16 protein-coding genes are annotated in these 19,326 nt (G+C 61.5%); 4 read left to right on the forward strand and 12 right to left on the reverse strand.

All coding sequences use genetic code 11. The features are described 5' to 3' along the window. Positions 1-216: 216 nt before the first annotated feature. Entirely contained in the window at positions 217-645 is a 429-nt protein-coding gene (locus FQ705_RS06575) for a DUF1810 domain-containing protein (RefSeq protein ID WP_144138723.1), read from the reverse strand. A 150-nt stretch (positions 646-795) separates the two neighbouring features. Between FQ705_RS06575 and FQ705_RS06580 the strand changes: the two genes are divergently transcribed. Beyond that, positions 796-1,731, forward strand: coding sequence for a hypothetical protein (locus tag FQ705_RS06580; RefSeq protein ID WP_222105633.1), 936 nt, complete (start codon positions 796-798; stop codon positions 1,729-1,731). Positions 1,732-1,887: 156 nt separating this feature from the next. On the opposite strand, the gene FQ705_RS06585 is transcribed toward FQ705_RS06580, so the two are convergent. Beyond that, positions 1,888-3,948 carry a pyridoxamine 5'-phosphate oxidase family protein gene (locus tag FQ705_RS06585; protein ID WP_144138605.1) on the reverse strand — a complete coding sequence of 687 codons (2,061 nt, stop codon included), beginning with the start codon at positions 3,946-3,948 and terminating at the stop codon, positions 1,888-1,890. 46 nt (positions 3,949-3,994) lie between these two features. After that, a complete protein-coding gene (locus FQ705_RS06590) occupies positions 3,995-4,636 on the reverse strand; it encodes a glutathione S-transferase family protein (RefSeq protein ID WP_144138606.1) in 642 nt (213 codons plus the stop codon). Between the two features lie 108 nt (positions 4,637-4,744). On the opposite strand from FQ705_RS06590, the gene FQ705_RS06595 reads away from it, so the two are divergent. After that, positions 4,745-5,653 carry a LysR family transcriptional regulator gene (locus tag FQ705_RS06595; protein ID WP_144138607.1) on the forward strand — a complete coding sequence of 303 codons (909 nt, stop codon included), beginning with the start codon at positions 4,745-4,747 and terminating at the stop codon, positions 5,651-5,653. Positions 5,654-5,699: 46 nt separating this feature from the next. Here FQ705_RS06595 and FQ705_RS06600 read toward each other — a convergent pair whose 3' ends face one another. From FQ705_RS06600 to betC, 3 genes are all read right to left on the reverse strand, one after another. Next, the gene (locus tag FQ705_RS06600; RefSeq protein ID WP_144138608.1) at positions 5,700-6,848 is read right to left on the reverse strand and encodes a porin; all 1,149 of its coding nucleotides are present in this window, start codon (positions 6,846-6,848) and stop codon (positions 5,700-5,702) included. Positions 6,849-7,118: 270 nt separating this feature from the next. Then, complete coding sequence (locus tag FQ705_RS06605; RefSeq protein ID WP_186307806.1) at positions 7,119-8,072, reverse strand: choline ABC transporter substrate-binding protein; 954 nt, start codon at positions 8,070-8,072, stop codon at positions 7,119-7,121. Between the two features lie 40 nt (positions 8,073-8,112). Continuing rightward, complete coding sequence (gene betC, locus FQ705_RS06610; protein WP_144138609.1) at positions 8,113-9,651, reverse strand: choline-sulfatase; 1,539 nt, start codon at positions 9,649-9,651, stop codon at positions 8,113-8,115. Positions 9,652-9,772: 121 nt separating this feature from the next. On the opposite strand from betC, the gene FQ705_RS06615 reads away from it, so the two are divergent. Further along, positions 9,773-10,687: a choline sulfate utilization transcriptional regulator gene (locus FQ705_RS06615; protein ID WP_144138610.1), complete on the forward strand. Its 915-nt coding sequence runs from the start codon at positions 9,773-9,775 to the stop codon at positions 10,685-10,687. Between the two features lie 138 nt (positions 10,688-10,825). After that, positions 10,826-11,701: a formyltetrahydrofolate deformylase gene (purU, locus tag FQ705_RS06620; protein ID WP_144138611.1), complete on the forward strand. Its 876-nt coding sequence runs from the start codon at positions 10,826-10,828 to the stop codon at positions 11,699-11,701. An 85-nt stretch (positions 11,702-11,786) separates the two neighbouring features. Here the strand turns inward: purU and FQ705_RS06625 are convergent, their stop codons facing one another. The 6 genes from FQ705_RS06625 to FQ705_RS06650 all read right to left on the reverse strand — a co-directional run bounded on the left by FQ705_RS06625 (position 11,787) and on the right by FQ705_RS06650 (position 19,326). Beyond that, on the reverse strand, positions 11,787-12,644 hold the full coding sequence (locus FQ705_RS06625; RefSeq protein ID WP_144138612.1) for a glycine betaine ABC transporter substrate-binding protein: 858 nt from the start codon (positions 12,642-12,644) through the stop codon (positions 11,787-11,789). Positions 12,645-12,793: 149 nt separating this feature from the next. After that, on the reverse strand, positions 12,794-14,041 hold the full coding sequence (locus FQ705_RS06630) for a hybrid-cluster NAD(P)-dependent oxidoreductase (RefSeq protein WP_144138613.1): 1,248 nt from the start codon (positions 14,039-14,041) through the stop codon (positions 12,794-12,796). A gap of 33 nt (positions 14,042-14,074) precedes the next feature. After that, entirely contained in the window at positions 14,075-15,388 is a 1,314-nt protein-coding gene (locus tag FQ705_RS06635; protein WP_144138614.1) for an aromatic ring-hydroxylating oxygenase subunit alpha, read from the reverse strand. A gap of 74 nt (positions 15,389-15,462) precedes the next feature. Further along, a complete protein-coding gene (locus tag FQ705_RS06640) occupies positions 15,463-16,239 on the reverse strand; it encodes an electron transfer flavoprotein subunit beta/FixA family protein (protein ID WP_144138615.1) in 777 nt (258 codons plus the stop codon). Continuing rightward, positions 16,236-17,408, reverse strand: a complete 1,173-nt coding sequence (locus FQ705_RS06645) for an electron transfer flavoprotein subunit alpha/FixB family protein (protein WP_144138616.1) — start codon at positions 17,406-17,408, stop codon at positions 16,236-16,238. The genes FQ705_RS06640 and FQ705_RS06645 overlap by 4 nt, the downstream gene beginning before the upstream one ends. A gap of 4 nt (positions 17,409-17,412) precedes the next feature. After that, positions 17,413-19,326, reverse strand: coding sequence for a (Fe-S)-binding protein (locus tag FQ705_RS06650; RefSeq protein ID WP_144138617.1), 1,914 nt, complete (start codon positions 19,324-19,326; stop codon positions 17,413-17,415).

Below are 19,326 nucleotides of genomic sequence, written 5' to 3' on the forward strand. Positions count from 1 at the left end.
GTCGTGGGTTCCATCTGGTTCTCCTTGACGGCAGGACTGCCGAACCCGCAATGTGACACGTTCCGGAGCGCGAGGCCGCGGCACCGGGCGGACCGTTAAGGCGGGAGGCGACCATTCCATCTAAATAGCCGTCACATACATTTGGGTGCTAATTTATATTATGTAAAATTATGAATTTCCCAAACCCGCATTGAAGCTTCCCCATCAACGCATCTCCTATCCCGGTCGCAGCAAACTCAATGTCCGGGAATCAGCCTCCCCGTTGAAGTATTTACCCAGCGCTTCGACAAAGACCCCCTTGCCGCCCTCAGCGCGCGCGAAAAGGCTCATCGACGAGTGGAACTTCAGGTCATCGGGATATCCGAAAATTTCCTCAATCGAGCGCCCCTGCACGGCGTTGACCAGCCGCGTCGTTTCATACAGGCGCAGCCCCAGCAGTGGATGCCGCAAATACGCCTCGGCTTCCTGCAACGAACAAATCGCGAAACGCCGAGCCATCGCACTCGTCCCTAAACCTCGGATCTGCGGAAACACGAACCACATCCAATGACTGCGTTTATCGCCAGCCGCCAGTTCGTCACACACCTTCGCGTACACGGGATTCTGGGCGTCTACAAAGCGCTGAAGATCATAACGATCGTCCATCATGAACTCCTTTTTCAGCCGTCCGATCAACCAGCCATCACGGGCAGTCAGCGGCACAAAAAATGCTCCAGTGTTGACGTTCCAACCGCGCACGGCGTCGCCGTCGCGCCAGAAGCGCGCAACATGCCGGCAAGGTGATGGAGGCTCTCGATGAACTATACAAAATATCCCGTGGACTACACGCAGCCAGGAAACGATCCGGCGACGCTCGTGCATCAGCACGAGGGCGTGGTGTCGTGGGGCGCGGTGTTTGCTGGCGGCGTCGGTGCAGCAGCGTTCGCGTTGATTCTGCTCACGTTGGGCACGGGTCTCGGCTTGACGTCGATCTCGCCTTGGTCGTCAGCGGCGTCGAATGCGAAGGCGTTCGGCTTTGCCGCCGTGTTATGGGTTTGCGTGACTTCGATTCTGACGTCGGGCCTCGGGGGCTATCTCGCCGGGCGGCTACGTCGTTACTGGCTGGGAGTCGACGGCGACGAAGTCCATTTCCGCGATACGGCTCACGGCTTCCTCAGCTGGGCCGTGGCCACGCTTCTGACGGCCGCGATCCTGACGTCGGCGCTAACGGGCATCGTGCGTACCGGCGCGCAGGCCGCCGCAACAGCGGCGGCAACGGGCGGCACCGTCACGATGGAGTCGATGCAGCGCGGCAATCCCATGGCCGCAATGAACACGTGGCCGCTCGGCTATTTCGTCGACTCCCTATTCCGCATGCCTGCAGGCGCGCAAAGCGCGACACCCCCAGCGACGACCGGTAGTAGCGAGATGCCACGCGCCGAAACCGCGCGCATCTTCCTCAACAGCCTGGCCACGGGCGATCAGTTGTCGCCGGAAGATACCGCCTATCTCAGCCAGCTGGTCGCACAGCGCACCGGACTTGCACCGCAAGCTGCGCAGGCGCGCGTGCTGACCACTTATACGCGTCTATTGCAGAAAGTCTCGGCACTCGACGCCGCCGCCAAAGATGCCGCCGAGAAAGCACGCAGAATCGCGATCGGCGCTTCACTGTGGCTGTTCGTTTCGCTTCTGATGGGCGCGTTCTCCGCAACCCTGATGGCCACCTATGGCGGCCGGGTACGGCAGCTCTGATCTGTGCATCCCCTCACTTTTCGAAGGAGCTTTCCATGCGTTCGATTCTTCTTTATATGATCGGCGTGCCGATCCCCATCATCATCCTGATTGCTCTGTTCTGGCATTAGGCGACGCAGACGTCATGGCAAAAACCAGCCAGAGCGGGCAAACGAATCACAAGTCCAGCACCAGCCCGGCCCCGCCCTCCTCGACAACCGGGTGCGCCATGCAAACCAGCGCTGCGCCCGGTTCGATATCGGCTTCTACCTGGCCGTCGTAACAGACACGGCCGGACAATAGACGCGTCGAACACGTGCCACAAATTCCCGAGCGGCAATTCGAAGCCGCTTCGACGCCATGCGCTTCGGCAAACTCGAGCAGATTGCCGTCGCCCGGCTTCCACTCGACGGTACGCCTGGAACGCGAGAACGTAACCGGCACGCCGACGACGTCCTTCGCCGATGCTTCTTCTTCCAGCGCCTTGGGACGCGCAGTGCGCTTTACGCTTGCCGGGCCGAACGCTTCGAAACGAATACGCTCATCCGCGACGTTCAATCCACGCAGACCTTCGTACATGGATTGCATGAACGCGCCGGGACCACACAGGTAGAAATCGTAATCGTCGAATGGAAGCGCGCGTTTCAGCGCTTCGATAGTCACCCGTCCGGGCGACACGCCATCGCTCACTACCTCTGCTGCACTATTGAAGAAATGCAGACCTACTGCGGGATATTGCGAGGCAAGCTCCTTCAATTGCGTCCGAAACGGTCGCTCGTGTTCGCCACGCGCGCCGTGAAAAAAGAACAGCCGCTTGTTGTCCTTACCGGTCTCGCCAGCTGCATTCACTGCGTGATGCAACATCGCCAGCATCGGCGTAATGCCGATACCCGCCGAAATGAACACCACCGCACGCTGACTCTCTTCGTCATAAGTGAATGTGCCGCGCGGCGTCATCGCTTCGATCTGCGCGCCTTCCGCGAGATGGTCGTGCAGCCAGTTCGAGGCAACCCCTTCGCGCTTCACGCTGATCCGGTAGCGCCGCGCATCGTGCGAATCGGAGAGCGTATAGGTCCGCATCAGCGGTGCATCGGTGAGCGAAACCGGAACGCGGATCGGCAGGAACTGTCCGGCTTTGAATAGGGGCAACGCCTGGCCATCGGCCGATTCGAAATAGAACGAGCGAATCGAAGACGTCTCCTCGACGACTTGCACCACTTTCATCTTTTGCCACGCAGACACGGCGGCGCTCTCAGCAGCAACGGGCGCCTTCTGATTCGCGAACTGCGGCGCAAGCTCGACCTCGGACCAACGGAACGGCAACACGCCCCGGCTACGCCGGACTTCCTGTACATGAAAGCGCACGAGCCGTTGCGCACCGTCGAATTCAGCGAGTTCGTCGCCCTCCCAAACGATTTCCGCTCGCGCAGCTAGATAGAGCAGATCGCCCGAGGCGAAATCGATGAACAACAACCCGGCGCGCGGGTCGTGGCTCAGGTTGCCGATCGTGTTGAAGAAACGATTGCCGCTATAGTCGGGCGTGGTCAGCGTGTTCGCATTGTCGATACGAACGAAACCCGGGGCGCCACCGCGATGCGAGACATCGACGCCACGCGCGAGTCCCGCTTCGTCCGCGAGATTGGCGCTCGCGATAAAGAACGTATCTGAACCGGCCAGCAAGCTACGGTCGGCGTCGCTGAGTTCCGTGGCGAGTTCCACGGGCGGTGCCGTCCAACCCGCCTCCCGCGCAATGAAACTCGGCGTACGGCTCTGGATGTATTTCGCGCAGTTCCCGAAACTCTGCCGCACTTCGAGGGTGATCGCACCCTCTTCCACCGACTGCACCACACCATTGATCCGGTTGCGCCGTCGGGTTTGCGATTGCAGTCCAAGACCGCCGATCATGGCGCCCTCTTCCCAACGTCCGGCCAGCGGATCGCCCGGCAACTCGCCGCCTGCTATACGAAGCGAGCGTGCATTCTGCGACGACACGAAACCGGGCGCCGCCGCCCGCACGGTCGCCCACGGCTGCCCTTGCGCGTCGACACCGCCGAACACCATGAACGGCAATTCGGCAAAAAACTGGCGATGCTGGTCCGGCATGGACCGACGAATACCTCGCCGACCCGACGAATCCGCCTCGCTCGCGACGCCCGCGCGCAGTTGAACGGCCAATTCGCCGGCGTGGAACGGTGACACATCGGCGCCCCACCCGTTCAATGGAATGAAACTGGACATGATCACACTCCGGCATCGTAAGAATCTGGCGGTGTCGCCGGCTCACTCAAGCAGCGAGCAGCCCCACTTTGGTCGTCGGCATGGCGACGAAACGCGGCAATGCCTCGACACGGCGCAGCCAGGCACGAATGTTCGGATACGGGTCGAGCGACACGCCGCCTTCCGGCGCGTGAGCAATGTAGGTATGCGCCGCGACGTCGGCGATCGTCACGTGTTGTCCCGCGGCGAAAGGCTTGTCGGCCAGTTCCTGTTCGATCAGGCCGAACAGTTTGACCGCGATGCTTTTGGCTGTCTCATGGTTGAGCGGCGCGCCGAACGCGGTCACGAGCCGCGCCGCACATGGGCCGTACGCAATCTGCCCGGCAGCCAGCGAGAGCCAGCGTTGCACCGCAGCCGCGCCGAGCGGATCCTCCGGCAGCCAGGACGCGTCGCCGTAACGCTTGGCCAGATAGACCAGAATCGCATTCGAATCGGTCAGCGTGATTTCGCCGTCCTGGATCGTCGGCACCTGTCCGAACGGATTGAGCGCCAGATAGTCGGGCTTGCGATTGTCGCCCGCCTGCATATTCAGTTCGACCACTTCGAACGGCAAATCGAGCAGCGTCAGAAAGAGCTTCACACGATGACCGTGTCCGGACAGCGAGGTGGTGAACAGGCGGATTGGTTGGTCAGGTTTGGCAGCAGGCATCACACGCTCCAGAGAAGGAAGGATTGGAGTGAGCATAATCCGTACGGGGTAGGCGGCAGAAGCCGGATAATGCGGGAAACACAATCAATCGAAGATGGACAATCGACCATGGCCGATGTACGCGACGTAAATCTGAATCGCCTGACAATCTTCGTCGCAGTGGTCGACGCGGGCTCGCTGACCGCTGCGGCAGCCCGCCTGGGGCTCGCCAAAACCATGGTCAGCACGCACATGCAACGACTCGAAGCCGAAGTGGGCGCCAGTCTGCTGGTGCGCACCACCCGCCGCCTCGGCGTGACGGAAGCGGGACGGGCGTTCTACGAGGCAAGCGTGAAGATCCTGCACGCCACCGAAGAAGCGTTGGCGGCAATCGGCGGCGAGACCTCACCGGTGCGTGGCACACTGCGCGTCAGTTCCCCGAACGACTACGGCTCACTCGTGGTCGCACCCGCGCTGGTGGAATTGCGTCGCAGCCATCCGCAACTGAGCATCGAACTGTTGTGCAGCGACAATTACGTGGATCTGATCGCCGAGCATATCGACGTGGCGATCCGCCTCGGCCGGCTGGCGGATTCCAACCATCGGGCGGTCAAGCTCGGCAGCTTCGTCAGGTGGCTCGTCGCCAGCCGGGAATTTATCGACATCTGGGGCGAACCGCAAACACCCGCGGAATTGTCGGCCATGCCCTTTTGCGCCATGTCGGTCCTGCCCCACCCGCTGACACTCGAATTGCGCCACCAGAATGGCGACGAAGAAAGCGTGCGCTGCGAAAACGCGTTCCAGGTGAATGTCGCCGACGCATGCCGGGCAGCCACGCTGGCGGGCGGCGGCTTCGGCCTGCTGACCGAGTTCTCCATCGGCGGCGATGTCGCTGCTGGCCGACTGATCCGTCTGCTGCCCGATTGGGCGACCGAACCCGCGAGCATTCAGGCAGTTTTCCCGCCCACCAATCATCCTCCGGCGAAAGTGCGGGCGCTGATCGAGACGTTAAAAAAGCAACTCGCGCACGCGTCCTGAGGAGCCGGCGGAGTCCGTCGAAACGGCACTCTGCCTTGAACTCGCGTCAGAACGAATGCCGCATGCCGATCCGCACATCGGTCTGCGTGTTCGAAGTGGACGGCGTGAAGCTATAGCCGATCACCGCGTTCACACCGTCGGACGCGCGCAGATAATCGCCGGAGACATAGACGTCCGTGCGTTTGGACAGCAGGTAATGCAGACCAAGCGAACCCTGATTCCAGTGATTGCCTTCGAAACTCGTGTGCTGGTATCCGCCGTATAGCATCAACGCGGGTGTGAAGGTGTAGGCGGCACCCGCCTCGTACACCTGCATATGCGAGGTCTCGCCGAGTCCCTTGATGGTCGTATAGGTGAAATCGCCGGTCAGCATCACCTTGCCGATCGTGTAGGCCGCGCCGACCGCGAAGGCCCCTTGCTTGTCGACCGGGAACGACGAAGAACTGTACAGGTCGGTGATCGCGCCTGTAGCCGGATCGACGGAAATGGTCGGCTTGCCGAGGAAGGTGGTGGTGCCGATCATCGCATACGGGTCGAATGCGTAAATGCCGTTCGGGTCGTTCAATTGTGTGTAGGCCGCGCCCATGTTGAATGCACCGCGTTCATAACGCGCGCCCGCACTCCATGCGCTGTTCTGGTGGAAGTTGCCGGCCGTATTGCCGAACGAATACATGCCGCCGAAAGAAAAGCCGGAGAAGTCGTTCGAGAGAAACTTGACGGAGTTCGGCAGCCGGTCGCCATTCATCCGGTCAAAGTCCCCCTGATGGATGGCATAACCGCTGGCCCACGCGGAAATGTTATACAGGTAGACAAACTCTTCGGTCACGTCGAGCTGATTACCCAACGACAACGTGCCCCAGCTATTTTTCAGGCCGACATAAGCCTGACGTCCAAATTCCGCCCCGCCGAAAGCATATTTGCCATTGCCTAAGTGAAAGCCCGATTCGAGTACGAAAACCGTCTGCAAACCGCCGCCGAGATCTTCAACGCCTTTGAATCCAATCCGGTTACCGTATGAAATGCCGTCGTCGAATTTGAACTGGTGGGCCCCGCCCGCGTTGTTCACATAGGTAATGCCGGCGTCGAGAATACCGTATAGCGTCACGCTGCTTTGCGCGTGAACCAGAGTCGGCGCGCATGCGGCGCCAGCTGCGAGTGCGAGTCCTGAAAGACGGAAGGCATTGCTTTTATTCATTTGCTTCTCCCCTGCTCTTTGCCTGCTTATTTCGATGGATAAAGCGCTCCCCGCCGCGCGCGATCAGGCAACGCGCAGCACTTCACGCATGACGGGCAATTCGGAACCGGCTGAGACTGATTGAGTCGGATCGAAGCTGACAGCGGTGCCTATGGTGACTTTGCACACCTCGATCGACGGATCAAGAATACGGGTCCAGATAATCGATGAGTCGAGCGGATACGACACGAATCTGCCGCATAGCGACCTCGCGATAAAGCATCGCTGCGCTTACTTCACCCCAAGTGCCGCTTGCACGGCTTGCAACCCATTCGCACCGTTAGCGGTGTTCACGCCGTCGAGCCAGGTCTTCAATAATTCCGGGTGTTGCTTGAGTGCTTCAGTGGCTGCAACATCGACACCGGTTTTCTTCTCCAGTACTTCGGTAATCACGCCGTTTTCCAGATCGACATTGAAAGTGAGTTGCTTAAAGAGACGCCCGACATTCGGACACTGCTCGGCATACCCACTGCGCGCTACCGTGTTGACGGTCGCCCCGCCGTAATTCGGCCCGAAGTACTTGTCGCCGCCGTCGAGATAGGTCAGCTTGAACTTCGTGTTCATCAGATGCGGCTCCCACGCGAGAAACACAATCCACTTCTTCTCCCGTACCGCGCGCTCCACTTGTGTGAGCATGGCAGTCTCGCTCGACTCCACGAGCTTCCAGTTGCCGAGTCCGAACGCTTTGTCGTCCACCATCTTCCTGATGTTCTGATTCGCGGGCGCGCCGGGTTCAATGCCGTAGATCTTGCTATCGAACTTGTCCGCGTTCTTTGCGAGGTCCGCGAAGGAATGGATGCCCGCGGCCGCCACGTAATCCGGCACGGCCAGCGTGAACTTGGCGTTGTTCAGATTCGGATGCACGACCTCGATCGACTTCTCCTCTTCGAACGGCTTGACGACTGGCGCTTGCGCCGGCATCCAGTTACCCAGAAACACGTCGAGCTGGCCTTTTTTCAGTCCCTGATAGGTGATCGGGACCGACAGGTTGGCCACGTTCTGCTTGTAGCCGAGCGCTTTTAACAGCACACCCGTCATGGCGTTGGTGGCGTCGATATCGCTCCAGCCCGGCCCCGCCATGTTGACCTGCGTGCAGGACTGCGGCTCGGCAGCCGTGGCGAAGGTGGCCGCCGAGCACAGCAGCGCCACGCCGGATATCGCCTGTTTGAAGAGCTTTTTCATCATATCGGCTACCTGTCGTGAGTAAAGAAACAGCAGTGGGGAATCAGCGGGCGACGGCGGGAAAACGCGCCATCGCCTCAAGGGTGTCGAGATCGATGTGATTGCGCATGTAGCGCTGACTCGCGTCTACGTGTGGCTGCCAGTCCCATGAGGCGACCACGCCTTGCGTAGTCGACGCAAAATGAAAATGTCGCCGCCGCTGGCTCTGCAGGATGTCGTTGTGCAACGTGTCGAGGTCCCAGCGCCGGGCGATCTCTTCGCGCAAGCTCGCAACCTGAGCCGCGTATTCGGGCCGGGAGGCGAGGTTCTCACGCTCGAGCGGGTCCGCGGCGACGTCGTAGAGCTGATCGGGATCGGCGGACGTGTGAATGAATTTGAGGCGTCCTCGGCGCAGCATCACGATCGGTGCGATAGCACCTTCCGCGAGGTATTCGCCGATCGCTTCGTCGTGGCCGTCTGGCGTGCCGCGCAGGTGCGGCACGAGGCTCTGGCCATCGAGGGAATCAGGCCACGCCGTGGGCAACTCGTTGCGCGCGAGTTCGACCAGAGTCGGCAGCAAGTCGAGATGCGAGACCGAGGCTTGCACGCGATGCGCGTCGAATTGCTGCGGTGCATGCACGATGAGCGGCACGCGGCAGCCGCCTTCGAAGAAGGTCATCTTGTACCAGAGGCCACGTTCGCCGAGCATTTCGCCATGATCGGACGTGACGACGATCACCGTGTCGTTCGCGAGCCCGGATTGTTCGAGTGCTTCGAGGATGGCGCCAAACTGATCGTCGACATAGGAGATTGCGCCGTAATAAGCGCGCCGTGCATGGCGAATCTGCTGATCGGTCGGCGGCGTGCGGTCGGTCTCGCAGACGTGACGCAAGCGCTTCGAGTGTGGATCCGACTCTTCCAGCGAATCGCGGTGAGTGGGCATGTCGATGTCTTCATCGCGATACATGTCCCAGTACTTTTGTGGAATGGCATACGGATCGTGCGGATGCGTCAACGAAGCGACCATGCAGAACGGACGGGCATCTTTGTCGGCATGACGTTCGCGCGCGATATCGAAGAGCTTCTGACGCGTCGTGAAAGTCACTTCGTCGTCGAAGTCGAGTTGATTCGTTCGCACGCATGGGCCTGCGTCGATCACGGAGCTCATGTTGTGATACCACGTGGGGCGCGCTGCGGCATCGTCCCAATTCGGTGTCCAGCCGAAGTCGGCTGGATAGATGTCGGTGGTGAGTCGCTCTTCGAAACCATGCAACTGATCGGCGCCGCAAAAATGCATTTTTCCGGACAGGATGGTCCGATAACCTTCGGCCCGCAGATAGTGGGCAAACGTCAGCGTCTGCGACGGAAATTCTGCTGCATTGTCATAGGCGCCGATCGCCGAGGGCAGCTTGCCCGACAGAAAAGAGAAGCGCGACGGCGCGCACAGCGGGCTCGCGCAGTAAGCTGAATCGAATACGACGCCCTGTTTTGCCAGACGATCGAGATTGGGGGTCTTGGTCAGTTTATGTCCGTAAGCCGCGAGGGCGAATGGCGTCATCTGGTCGGCCATCAGAATGAGAATATTCTTTTTGGTTTCAAGCATGGATACGCGCCTCGAATAGAATCGCAAGTGTCGGTGCAGAGTACTGCCGTGAGCACCACTATTGCCGTCCAATTCGCCGCTGTGAAGACGGCAATTCGTTATGTGTCTATAAGGGGGTGTTATGTCGAGGCAGGATCGCTTGCCGCCGATGCAGGCGTTGACGATGTTCGAATCCGCCGCGCGTCTGGCGAGCTTCACGGCTGCGGCACGCGAGCTGGGCTCGACACAGCCGGCGGTCAGTCAGCGCGTCGTGCAGCTCGAAGAAGCGCTCGGCGCGCCGCTCTTCGAACGCGGCCACCGTGGCGTCACGTTGACAGAAGATGGCGTGCGTCTCTTCGAAGCGGTGCGCAGCGCGCTCGACACCATTCGCGTCGCCACTGCCGGGATCCGCGCCCGGCGCACGCCGCAAACGCTTACCCTGTCCACCGACTTCGGCTTCGCCACTTATTGGCTGATGCCGCGTCTCTCGCAGTTCAAAGCGTTGATGCCCGATGTCGACGTCAAGATCATCACGTCGCAAAGCGTGTTCGATCCCACTCACGATCAGGCGGACATTGCGATTGCATTCGGCGATGAGCATGCGGACTGGACCGCACGCGGTGCGGTGAAACTCTTTCCCGAACAGGTCACGCCGGTCTGCAGCCCAGCCTTTCTCGCAGCTCACCCCGAGTTGCGCTCGCCCGCCGACCTGCGGAATCTGCCACTGCTGCATCTCGAACCCACCCAACCTGCACGCTGGCTGTCCTGGACCGACTGGTTCGCGGCGCACGCTCTGGATGCGCCCGCTGCGCATCGCGGCATCACGTTCAACAGCTTCACGCTCGTCGCCCATGCGGCGATCATGGGCCAGGGCGTCGCGCTCGGCTGGGCGCCGCTGGTCGACGAACTGCTCGCAACCGGCCAGCTGGTCGAACTATTCGACACGCCGGTCGTCACCGAACGCGGCTATCTGCTCGTCACGCAACGTGCAGCCACGCCGGCGGTCAGCGCTTTTCGCCAGTGGCTACTGGGCGAGTGCGGACTCGACGCCGAATGAGCCGCCATGCATGCACCTGACGCTCCCGTTCCAGCGCGACGGCGGTTAGCTTCTATCCGCGCCATGTCCTGATTTGCTCTACTGCGATGATGCATGCCGCGTCCCGCGGCGTCGCCCTATCGTTCAAGTGGAGAGCGCATGTCCGCCGATTCCCGTCCTGATCAACTGGTTCTCACCGTCGCGTGTCCGAGCGCGGCAGGCCAGGTTGCCGCCGTGGTCGGCTTTCTCGACCGGCATCATTGCTATATCGACGAACTCACCGTATTCGACGACGATCTCAGCGAACGCTTCTTCGTACGCTGCGTCTTTCACGCTGTCGAGCGCGCCGAAAATCTGCATATCGCCGAGCTACGGCGCGAATTCGAACCGATCGCCGAGCGCTTCCGGATGACATGGGCGATGCACGACGTCAACACTCGCCCTAAAGTTCTCATCATGGTCTCGAAGCTCGAACACTGTCTCGCCGACCTGCTGTTTCGCTGGCGCATGGGCGAACTGAAAATGGACATCGTCGGCATCGGCTCGAATCATCGCGATTTCGAAGGGCTGGCTCAGCAGCATGGCCTGCCCTTCCATCATCTGCCGATCACCGCGGACACGAAGCCGCAGCAGGAAGCGCGCTTGCTCGACCTGTTCGAAACGTCGGGCGCCGAGTTGATGATCCTCGCCCGTTACATGCAGATCCTTTCAGGCGAGACGAGTCGTGCTTTGGCGGCACGGGCGATCAACATACATCATTCGTTTCTGCCCGGCTTCAAGGGGGCGAAGCCCTATCACCAGGCGCATGCGCGCGGCGTGAAGTCGATTGGCGCCACCGCCCACTTCGTCACCGACGACCTCGACGAAGGTCCGATCATCGAACAGGTGGTCGAGCGCGTGGACCATTCATACAGCCCGGACCGGCTCCTCGCAACGGGGCGCGACGTCGAATGCATCACACTCGCGCGCGCGGTTAAAGCATTTATCGAACGACGCGTATTTATCAACGGCGATCGCACTGTCGTGCTGCAATAAAGAAAAACGCCGCTAAATAGCGGCGTTTCTTATGACGCGATGCCGCTTCGAGAAAGCGGCATCTTCGATTACCCGGGCAGCAGCCTTACTTCACCCAGCTGTCCACACGATCACCGTGAGCGCTGATCCATGCATCGGCTGCCGCAGTCGGCTTCTCGCCGTTTTGCGTAGCCAGCATCACGCTGTCGATCTCGCCCGGCTTCCATTGGAATTTCTTCAGGAACGCCACCACGGTCGGCGCCTTCTTTTCGAGCTCAGGATTCACCACGCTATCCACGTGCTCCGAGTCACCGAACACCTTCTTCGGGTCGTCCAGGAACTTGAGCTTGTACTTCGCGAACATCCAGTGCGGCTTCCAGCCGGTCACGATGATCGGCTTGCTGGCCGCTTCCGAACGCGCCAGTTCGGCGGTCATGGCGCTGCCCGAACTCGGCATCAATTGATAGTCGAGGCCATACGCCTTGATGGCTTCGCTGGTTTTCTGCATCACGCCCGCGCCTGCATCGATGCCGACGATACGCGAGCCGAACTCGGCCTTCTTCGCTTCGAGATCGCCCACGGTTTTCACGTCGGCGTTATCCGGCACGATCAGGCCGATCTTGGCGTCGTTGAAGTTCGGGCCGAGGTCGACCACCTTGTCCTTGAAGTTGTTCCAGTAGGCGCCGTGCGTCACCGGCAGCCACGCGGAAAGCGTCGCGTCGAGATCGCCGCGTGCCACGCCTTGCCACATCACCCCGGCTGCGACCGGCACGAGTTGCACCTGATAACCCAGGCGCTTCTCGATCACCTGCGCCGCCACGTTCGACGTCGCGACGCTGTCGTCCCAACCTTCCACGTAGCCAATCTTGATGGTCGGCTTGGTATCGGCCGACACACTCACACTGCTCGCCGCCAGTGCCGCGCTCAGGGCGCTCAATACGAAAACCTTTTTGATCAGTCTCATCGTCTTTCTCCCGTTCGCCGTCCAAACAACCCATTGAGCATTTAGAATCGCCAGCCAGAAATACCGGGTAGCGTTGTTTTACGACATCCAGTTGTCTGCAGGCGACTTAGCTCGCTGCGCTGGTTTTTTTCTTGTCTTACCTAAGGCCCCTACTTGTCGACGACGAGATCGCTGAGTGGCTTGCTGCAGCACAACAGCACCATGCCCTGATCGATTTCCCGCTGACGAATGCCGCCCGCATGCTTCATTGCGACCTCGCCGGACACCAGCTTGACCTTGCAGGTGCCACACATGCCCTGGGTGCACGATGCCGGCAAACGCACCCCGGCCTTCTTCGCCGCATCCAGCACATGCTGGCCGCTACCGCATTCGATCTCGCGATGACTTTTGGCGAAACTGACCTTGAACCGGGTTTCCGTTTCGACGGGTGCGGGAGCCGGCTCGAAACCCGGCGCCTCTTCACGCGCCTGCTCGAAATTTTCCGCCGCGATCGGTATGCTCGCGCCTCGCAAGGCATCCGCTACATGCGCGGTAGTCAACTGCGCCGCTACGTCGCTGACCGTCTCGAACGAGAAACTTTCTTCGTGGTAATGGCTGCGATCGAAGCCGCCCTCGTCCAGCAGATTACGTACTGCCTGCATGTACGGCGCCGGGCCGCATGTGAAGATTTCGCGCTCCAGGTAATCCGGCGCGATGAGCTTGAGCAGCGGCAAGGTCAGAAAACCGGTCACGCCGGGCCAGTTCGTGCGTGCACCAACACGCTCGCAAACGAACGACGTGCGGAAATGTGCCTGATTGGCGGCAATCAGATCGAGCTCACGCGCGAAAATGATGTCGTCCGGCGTGCGCGCACTATGCACGAAGACAATGTCGCTGTCTTCACCGAGTTCGTGATGCGCGCGGCTCATCGACATCAAGGGCGTAACGCCCGAGCCTGCCGAGAGAAAAAGAAATTTTCGCGCCGGATGCCGCGCGCAGGTGAACTCACCCGACGGACCCAGCACGCGCACATCGGAACCCACCCGCAGATTGTCGTGCAGCCAGTTCGAGACCTTGCCGCCCGGCACCCGCTTCACCGTAATCGAAATCGTGTGCGGCCGCGTCGGCGAAGAGGAAATCGTATAGCAACGATTCACCGACTCGCCGTCGATCTCCAGTTCGAGCGTGATGAACTGCCCCGGCTCGAACACGAAGGCCCGCTCGGAGGGCGCACGAAAGAAAAAGCTCTTGACGTCGTGCGTTTCCTGACGAACCTGGCAGCACACCAGCGTGTCGTCGGTATCGCTATCCCAACGCGCCGGCAACGCATCCCAGAAACGCGGCTGCGTGACACGGCTGGCAGCGTGGCTTTTAGCCAGCTCGGCGCTCGACTGAAACGTCGCCTGATCGCGCATCATTGTTTTCTCCCGCTCCTGGTTGCGGTGTCGCGCTCAGCGCTTGAAAGACACGACTTTCTCGCCGTGTGAAGCCGGTGTCGGTTCGCCGGCGCCGTGGGACTGAGGTGCATCGCTGTAGTCGGCCATGCGCGCGATGTACCACTCGCAGAACTTTTCGACGAGACCTTCGGTGAACGGCGAATACGGACCCGGCTCATAAGCGCTGCTGTTCGCGCCGCGTTGCGAATACTCGACAAGCGCACGATCCTGGTCGTTCGTCGCGCGCCAGACGGCGGTCAGGTTGTTGACGTCGTAGTCGATACCCTCGCGCGCGTCCTTGTGCACGAGCCACTTGGTGCGGACCAGCGTCTTGCCCGCCGATAGCGGAATCACCGAGAAGCTGACGATATGGTCGCTCATGAAGTGATGCCACGAATTCGGCTGGGTCCAGAACGACAGACCGCCGAGATCCGCCTGCTCGAAACCGCCGAGCAGTTTTTTCGAGGCGACTTTCGCATCGAGCGTCTGCGATTCGCCGTCGCGATCGAGCGGCAGGCGCTGCGTGCGAAAACCCGTCACCAGATCGGCCAGCCGTTCGATTTCCGCCGACGGCAGCTTCATTGCTTCCCACTGCGCGGTACGGCGCGCCACGGTCTCTTCGAAAGCGGCCATGCCTTCTTCGTTGGCAGGCGTGCGTTGATAGCCAAAGCCGTATTCGTAGAGCGAAATCGTCAGTTCAGGATGGTTCGCGACGCAGTGATAGCACTCGCGATTGTTCTCCATCGTGAGCTTCCAGTTGCCGTCTTCGATGATATCGATCGACGCGGCGATCTTGCAGCTCGCCAGATCGTGCGGCAGCAGATACGGTTCCATTGCTGCACGCATCACGGAGAAGTCGGCGGGCGGATTCTCAGCGAGGCAAATGAAAATCAGCCCGGCGAGGTTTTCGACGTGCACGGCCTTCAGGCTGTGCTTGCAACGATCGAACTGGTCGCCCATGTGTTCGGCGAACATCAGATCGCCGTTCAGGTTATAGGTCCAGCTGTGATACGGGCAGACGATATTGCCGAGCGAGCCTTTGTCGGTATTGCACAAACGCGCGCCGCGATGACGGCAGACGTTATGAAACGCCCTCACCTGCATGTCGTCGTCGCGTACGATCAGGATCGAATCGTGGCCCAGTTCCACCGTGATGTAATCGCCCGGCTCCGGCACATCCGGCTCGACCGCAACCTGAATCCAGTGCTGCCGGAAGATCGCGTCCATGTCGAGCGCGAAAATATCCTCGCTCGTATAGAACGGCGCTTCCAGCGTGTAATTCTTTTTGCGGCGTTCGATCATTGCGCGAACGTCTGCCGAAACTTTCATTGTTTGCTCCGTTGCATGTCACGTCTGGCGCCGCGCCAGGCCCTCCTGGTCGCGTGCTGGCCCGAGCCGGAAAATCAGTAATCCACGAGTTGATGCTCGCGCAAATACGCGAGGATCACTTGTGCTTTTTCGACGGAACTCCCTTCAATTACGACGCTGCCGCCCCGGCTTTCGGTGGTGGTCGCCGAGAGCATGCGGGCGTGGCCGGAGCGCTTTTCGGCGGCGGCGAGACGCACCGGTTTGGCGGTGGCTGCACGCACGCTCCAGGCAAGCTCGTCGGAGTTCGCCGTGGCTTGTGTGGCGACCGGCCGGATCGTGCCTTCGCGCAGACGCGCATAGGCATAACTGGGCGCGGCGTTCGCCATGGGATGCACGGCGATCAGCGCGGGCAGGCGCACTTCGACGCGCCGGCGCAAGCCCTTCGGCATGAACTGGCGGACCTGTGCGTAGCCATCGCTTATGCTCAGATCGACAGCGGCGCCGACCAACGGCAGTTCGAGCGCATTGGCGACGCGATACGGCAGCATGCCGCTATCGAATGCGCCTTCGGCACGCGTGCCGGTCAACACGAGGTCATATCCACGCAGACGCGCGGCGAGCGGCGCGGTTGCGTCGGTCCGTGCGTCTGCGCCGGTGGAGATTTCGAGCACCTCGACGGTGCGCGCGCCGAGTGCAAGATATTCCTGCAGCGCGGGATTGGACGGATCGCCCGCGTGCAGCACGTCGAGCGTCGCCTTGTGCGTTTTGGCGAGCGACAGGGCCATCGTCAAAGCGGCGGCGTCGTTGCGGCTGTAGCGCACTGTGCCGCTCACCGGGTGGCGGCCCACGGAAACGAGGACGGCGATCTTCATGCGAGCGCTCCTTCGGCCATTGCAGTCGTATTCAACAGGGCGACGCCCGTGCCGCGCGCAGTGCGTGCCGCCAGCGCTGCTTCGTTTAGCGCCGCGATGGTTTCCTGCGCGTCCGCGATCACGGTCAGATTCGCGCGTTTGGCAATGGGAGCGCTCGCATCGAGGTTCACCGCAATCACATGACGGCAATCCTTGATGCCCTGCAGATGCTGCACCGCGCCCGAAATGCCGAACGCGATATAGACACTCGCTTCCACGGTTTTGCCCGTCGCGCCGATCTGCTTGTCGCGGGTGAATTTGCCGTCGTCCACGGCGACCCGGCTTGCCCCGATTGCCGCGCCCAACGTGCCGGCGAGGCGTTCGAACGCGGGCACATCGTTCACGCCATTGCCGGCCGAAACGATGAAGTCCGCCTCTTCCAGCGCCAGCTGCGCCGCATCGATTTCCTCGATGCCGAGATCGCGGACCGTACCTCGGGTCGATGCCGGCTCGCCGTCGAAGCGCCACACCACCCGCTCGCCGGCACCGACGAACGGCAGCTTCGGTTCGACGGCATTGGGCGCGAGCAGCACCACGTCGGGCAGCGAACGCACCGCGAACGCCGTATTCGCATGGATATAAGCCGCGACGTGTACAGCGTCGATCTCGACGACATGGGTCGCGACGCTGGCATTCGCCACGGCGGCATAGCGACGGCCAAGGTCGCCATCGCCGGTCGCGTTATCGGGCAGGAAGACATGCGCCGGTGCATAGGCCGCGACGCACGCGGCCAGCGCGTTCAATTCGTCGAGCGGCGCGAAACTGCGGCGATCGAACATGGGCAACTCGATCAGCTTGTCCGCGCCGAGTTCGGCGGCATCGCCGGTGAATTCGCCGAACACGAGCAGCACGACCTCGGTGGTGGCGTCGGCAATCAGTGCGGCGCCAGCCAGCGTCTGGCGCGCGTGATCGTCCAGAGCGCCACGGTCTGCGCGGGCGGCCACCAGCAACACGCGCTGCGGGGCGGCCGTAGTGCGGCGCGATCTGGCATGTTCACGATGCGCGGCGCTGCCCGAGGCGGCGAAGTCCATCGCCGCAGCCACGCCTGTCATGCCCAGCGTGATACGTCTAAGCCCTTCGGCCGTGATCGTGAAGGGTCGGCGCGGATCGATTCTTTTCAGCGTATTCATCGCGTTACTCCAGCGCTGCTGCAACCAGTTCGGCGATGTCCAGCACTTCCGGACGCACGCCGACCACGCCTTCCAACATCGCCGTGCAGTTCGGGCATCCCACTGCGACGATCTCCGCGCCGATGGTTTTCGCATCGTCGATACGGATGTCGGGGATGCGACGCTTACCCGGAATGTCAGTCAAGGGCGCACCGCCGCCGCCGCCGCAGCAGCGTCCGCGCATGCCGTTACGCTCCATTTCGACGACCTTGATGCCGATGCTTTTCAACAAACGGCGCGGCGCTTCCGTCTCGCCGTTGTAGCGGCCCAGATAGCACGGATCGTGATACGTGATCTTGCGGTCGGCGAAGGCGGCGACCGCACGCGGCGTCAGCTTGCCGCTCGCGACCAGTTCTTCGATCAGCGCAGTGTGGTGCTGCACTTCGTAGAAGCCACCCAGTGCGCGATATTCATTGCGCAGGCTATGCAGGACGTGCGGATCGGCCGTGACGATCTTGCGGAATTCATACTGCGACAGCGTGCCGATCAGTTTGTGCGCGAGTTGCTGGAACGTGGCTTCGTCGCCGAGTCGCCGTGCCGTATCGCCGGTATCGGTTTCCACGCCACCCAGCACCGCATAGTCGATGCCCGCGCGATTCAACACCTTGACCAGCGCGCGCAAGGTACGTTGATAGCGCATGTCGAACGCGCCTTCACCGGCGATCAGCAAAACGTCGACGGGTCGACCCGGCTGCGCGACCTGGACCTGCAAATCGACTGCCCAGTCGTAACGCGCGCCGATGTCGTAGCCGTTCGCACTGCCGGTCTCGCGCAGATTCGCCAGCGTGATCGGGCCTTTACCCGGCACGCTCCCTTCCACGAGTGTCTGGTTGCGACGCATATCCACGATCGCGTCGACGTGTTCGATCAGCATCGGGCACTCCTGTACGCAAGCGCGGCAGGTCGTGCAGGACCACAGCGTGTCCGCTTCGATCAGACCGGAAATCAGCGGCTTGCCCGGCGCACCGGCATGTTTGCCGAGCGCAATGCCCGGTGTCGGGCTGCCCGCGTATTCTGCGTCCGTGCCGCCCACCATGCCCGTGACCAGGTCCTGAATCAGCTTCTTCGGGTTGAGCGGCTGACCGGCGGCGAACGCAGGGCACGCCGCTTCGCATTTGCCGCATTGCACGCACGCATCGAAACTGAGCAACTGGTTCCAGCGAAACTCCACCGGTTTGCCGACGCCATACTCTTTCGCGTCGAGCAGCGGCACCTTCAATGCGGTCGGCGGCACGACATCGTTATCGTTACGCTGCGCAAACCGCTCCTGACGCGGATGAAACGCAAGGTGCAGCAAGCCGGCCATGGCATGCTTCATCGGACCACCCCGTGCGGCGCCGAACGTCATGGTGAACGCACCCGCTCCGATCAGCAGCGCGACGATCACGGCCAGCGCGCCCGACATCGCACCCGCCGGCAACGCGATAAACAGCACCAGCCCCAGCGCGAACGACCCCAGCAACAGCGGCAGATGATCCCAAGGTCCACGCGACAGGCGCGCCGGTACGGCCTTCGCGCCATGCCGTCGACGCCAGACGAACACCGCCCCCACCAGCATTACGAGCGCGGCCAGGAAGATCAGCTTGTCGAGCCATGGCGAATAGATCGCCAGCCCGTAATTGAGGAACACCAGCGCCATCGCGAGAATCGCGCCGCCCGCGGTCGCCACGTGCGTTTTGGCGATGTACGGATCGCGCGCCACCACATGGTGCAGGTCGACGAAATAGCGCTTCGGGATCGCCAGCAGATTGGTCCAGCCATACGCCCCCGCCGCCGTGGCGCGGCCTTCACGCCAGTACGCGGCACGCTTCACGAGCGCAAACGCCAGACCCGCCATCGACAACCACAACAGGACGGTGATGACAAACACGGGGCTCAT

This window comes from Paraburkholderia sp. BCC1884 (genome assembly GCF_900996225.1).
Taxonomy (GTDB): domain Bacteria; phylum Pseudomonadota; class Gammaproteobacteria; order Burkholderiales; family Burkholderiaceae; genus Paraburkholderia.

What these genes read in the sequence shown, in the direction of transcription:
- FQ705_RS06575 (WP_144138723.1), bottom strand. Translation starts at nt 645, where the DNA reads ATGGACGATCGTTATGATCTTCAGCGCTTTGTAGACGCCCAGAATCCC.
- FQ705_RS06580 (WP_222105633.1), top strand. Translation starts at nt 796, where the DNA reads ATGAACTATACAAAATATCCCGTGGACTACACGCAGCCAGGAAACGAT.
- FQ705_RS06585 (WP_144138605.1), bottom strand. Translation starts at nt 3,948, where the DNA reads ATGTCCAGTTTCATTCCATTGAACGGGTGGGGCGCCGATGTGTCACCG.
- FQ705_RS06590 (WP_144138606.1), bottom strand. Translation starts at nt 4,636, where the DNA reads ATGCCTGCTGCCAAACCTGACCAACCAATCCGCCTGTTCACCACCTCG.
- FQ705_RS06595 (WP_144138607.1), top strand. Translation starts at nt 4,745, where the DNA reads ATGGCCGATGTACGCGACGTAAATCTGAATCGCCTGACAATCTTCGTC.
- FQ705_RS06600 (WP_144138608.1), bottom strand. Translation starts at nt 6,848, where the DNA reads ATGAATAAAAGCAATGCCTTCCGTCTTTCAGGACTCGCACTCGCAGCT.
- FQ705_RS06605 (WP_186307806.1), bottom strand. Translation starts at nt 8,072, where the DNA reads ATGATGAAAAAGCTCTTCAAACAGGCGATATCCGGCGTGGCGCTGCTG.
- betC (WP_144138609.1), bottom strand. Translation starts at nt 9,651, where the DNA reads ATGCTTGAAACCAAAAAGAATATTCTCATTCTGATGGCCGACCAGATG.
- FQ705_RS06615 (WP_144138610.1), top strand. Translation starts at nt 9,773, where the DNA reads ATGTCGAGGCAGGATCGCTTGCCGCCGATGCAGGCGTTGACGATGTTC.
- purU (WP_144138611.1), top strand. Translation starts at nt 10,826, where the DNA reads ATGTCCGCCGATTCCCGTCCTGATCAACTGGTTCTCACCGTCGCGTGT.
- FQ705_RS06625 (WP_144138612.1), bottom strand. Translation starts at nt 12,644, where the DNA reads ATGAGACTGATCAAAAAGGTTTTCGTATTGAGCGCCCTGAGCGCGGCA.
- FQ705_RS06630 (WP_144138613.1), bottom strand. Translation starts at nt 14,041, where the DNA reads ATGATGCGCGATCAGGCGACGTTTCAGTCGAGCGCCGAGCTGGCTAAA.
- FQ705_RS06635 (WP_144138614.1), bottom strand. Translation starts at nt 15,388, where the DNA reads ATGAAAGTTTCGGCAGACGTTCGCGCAATGATCGAACGCCGCAAAAAG.
- FQ705_RS06640 (WP_144138615.1), bottom strand. Translation starts at nt 16,239, where the DNA reads ATGAAGATCGCCGTCCTCGTTTCCGTGGGCCGCCACCCGGTGAGCGGC.
- FQ705_RS06645 (WP_144138616.1), bottom strand. Translation starts at nt 17,408, where the DNA reads ATGAATACGCTGAAAAGAATCGATCCGCGCCGACCCTTCACGATCACG.
- FQ705_RS06650 (WP_144138617.1), bottom strand. Translation starts at nt 19,326, where the DNA reads ATGAGCCCCGTGTTTGTCATCACCGTCCTGTTGTGGTTGTCGATGGCG.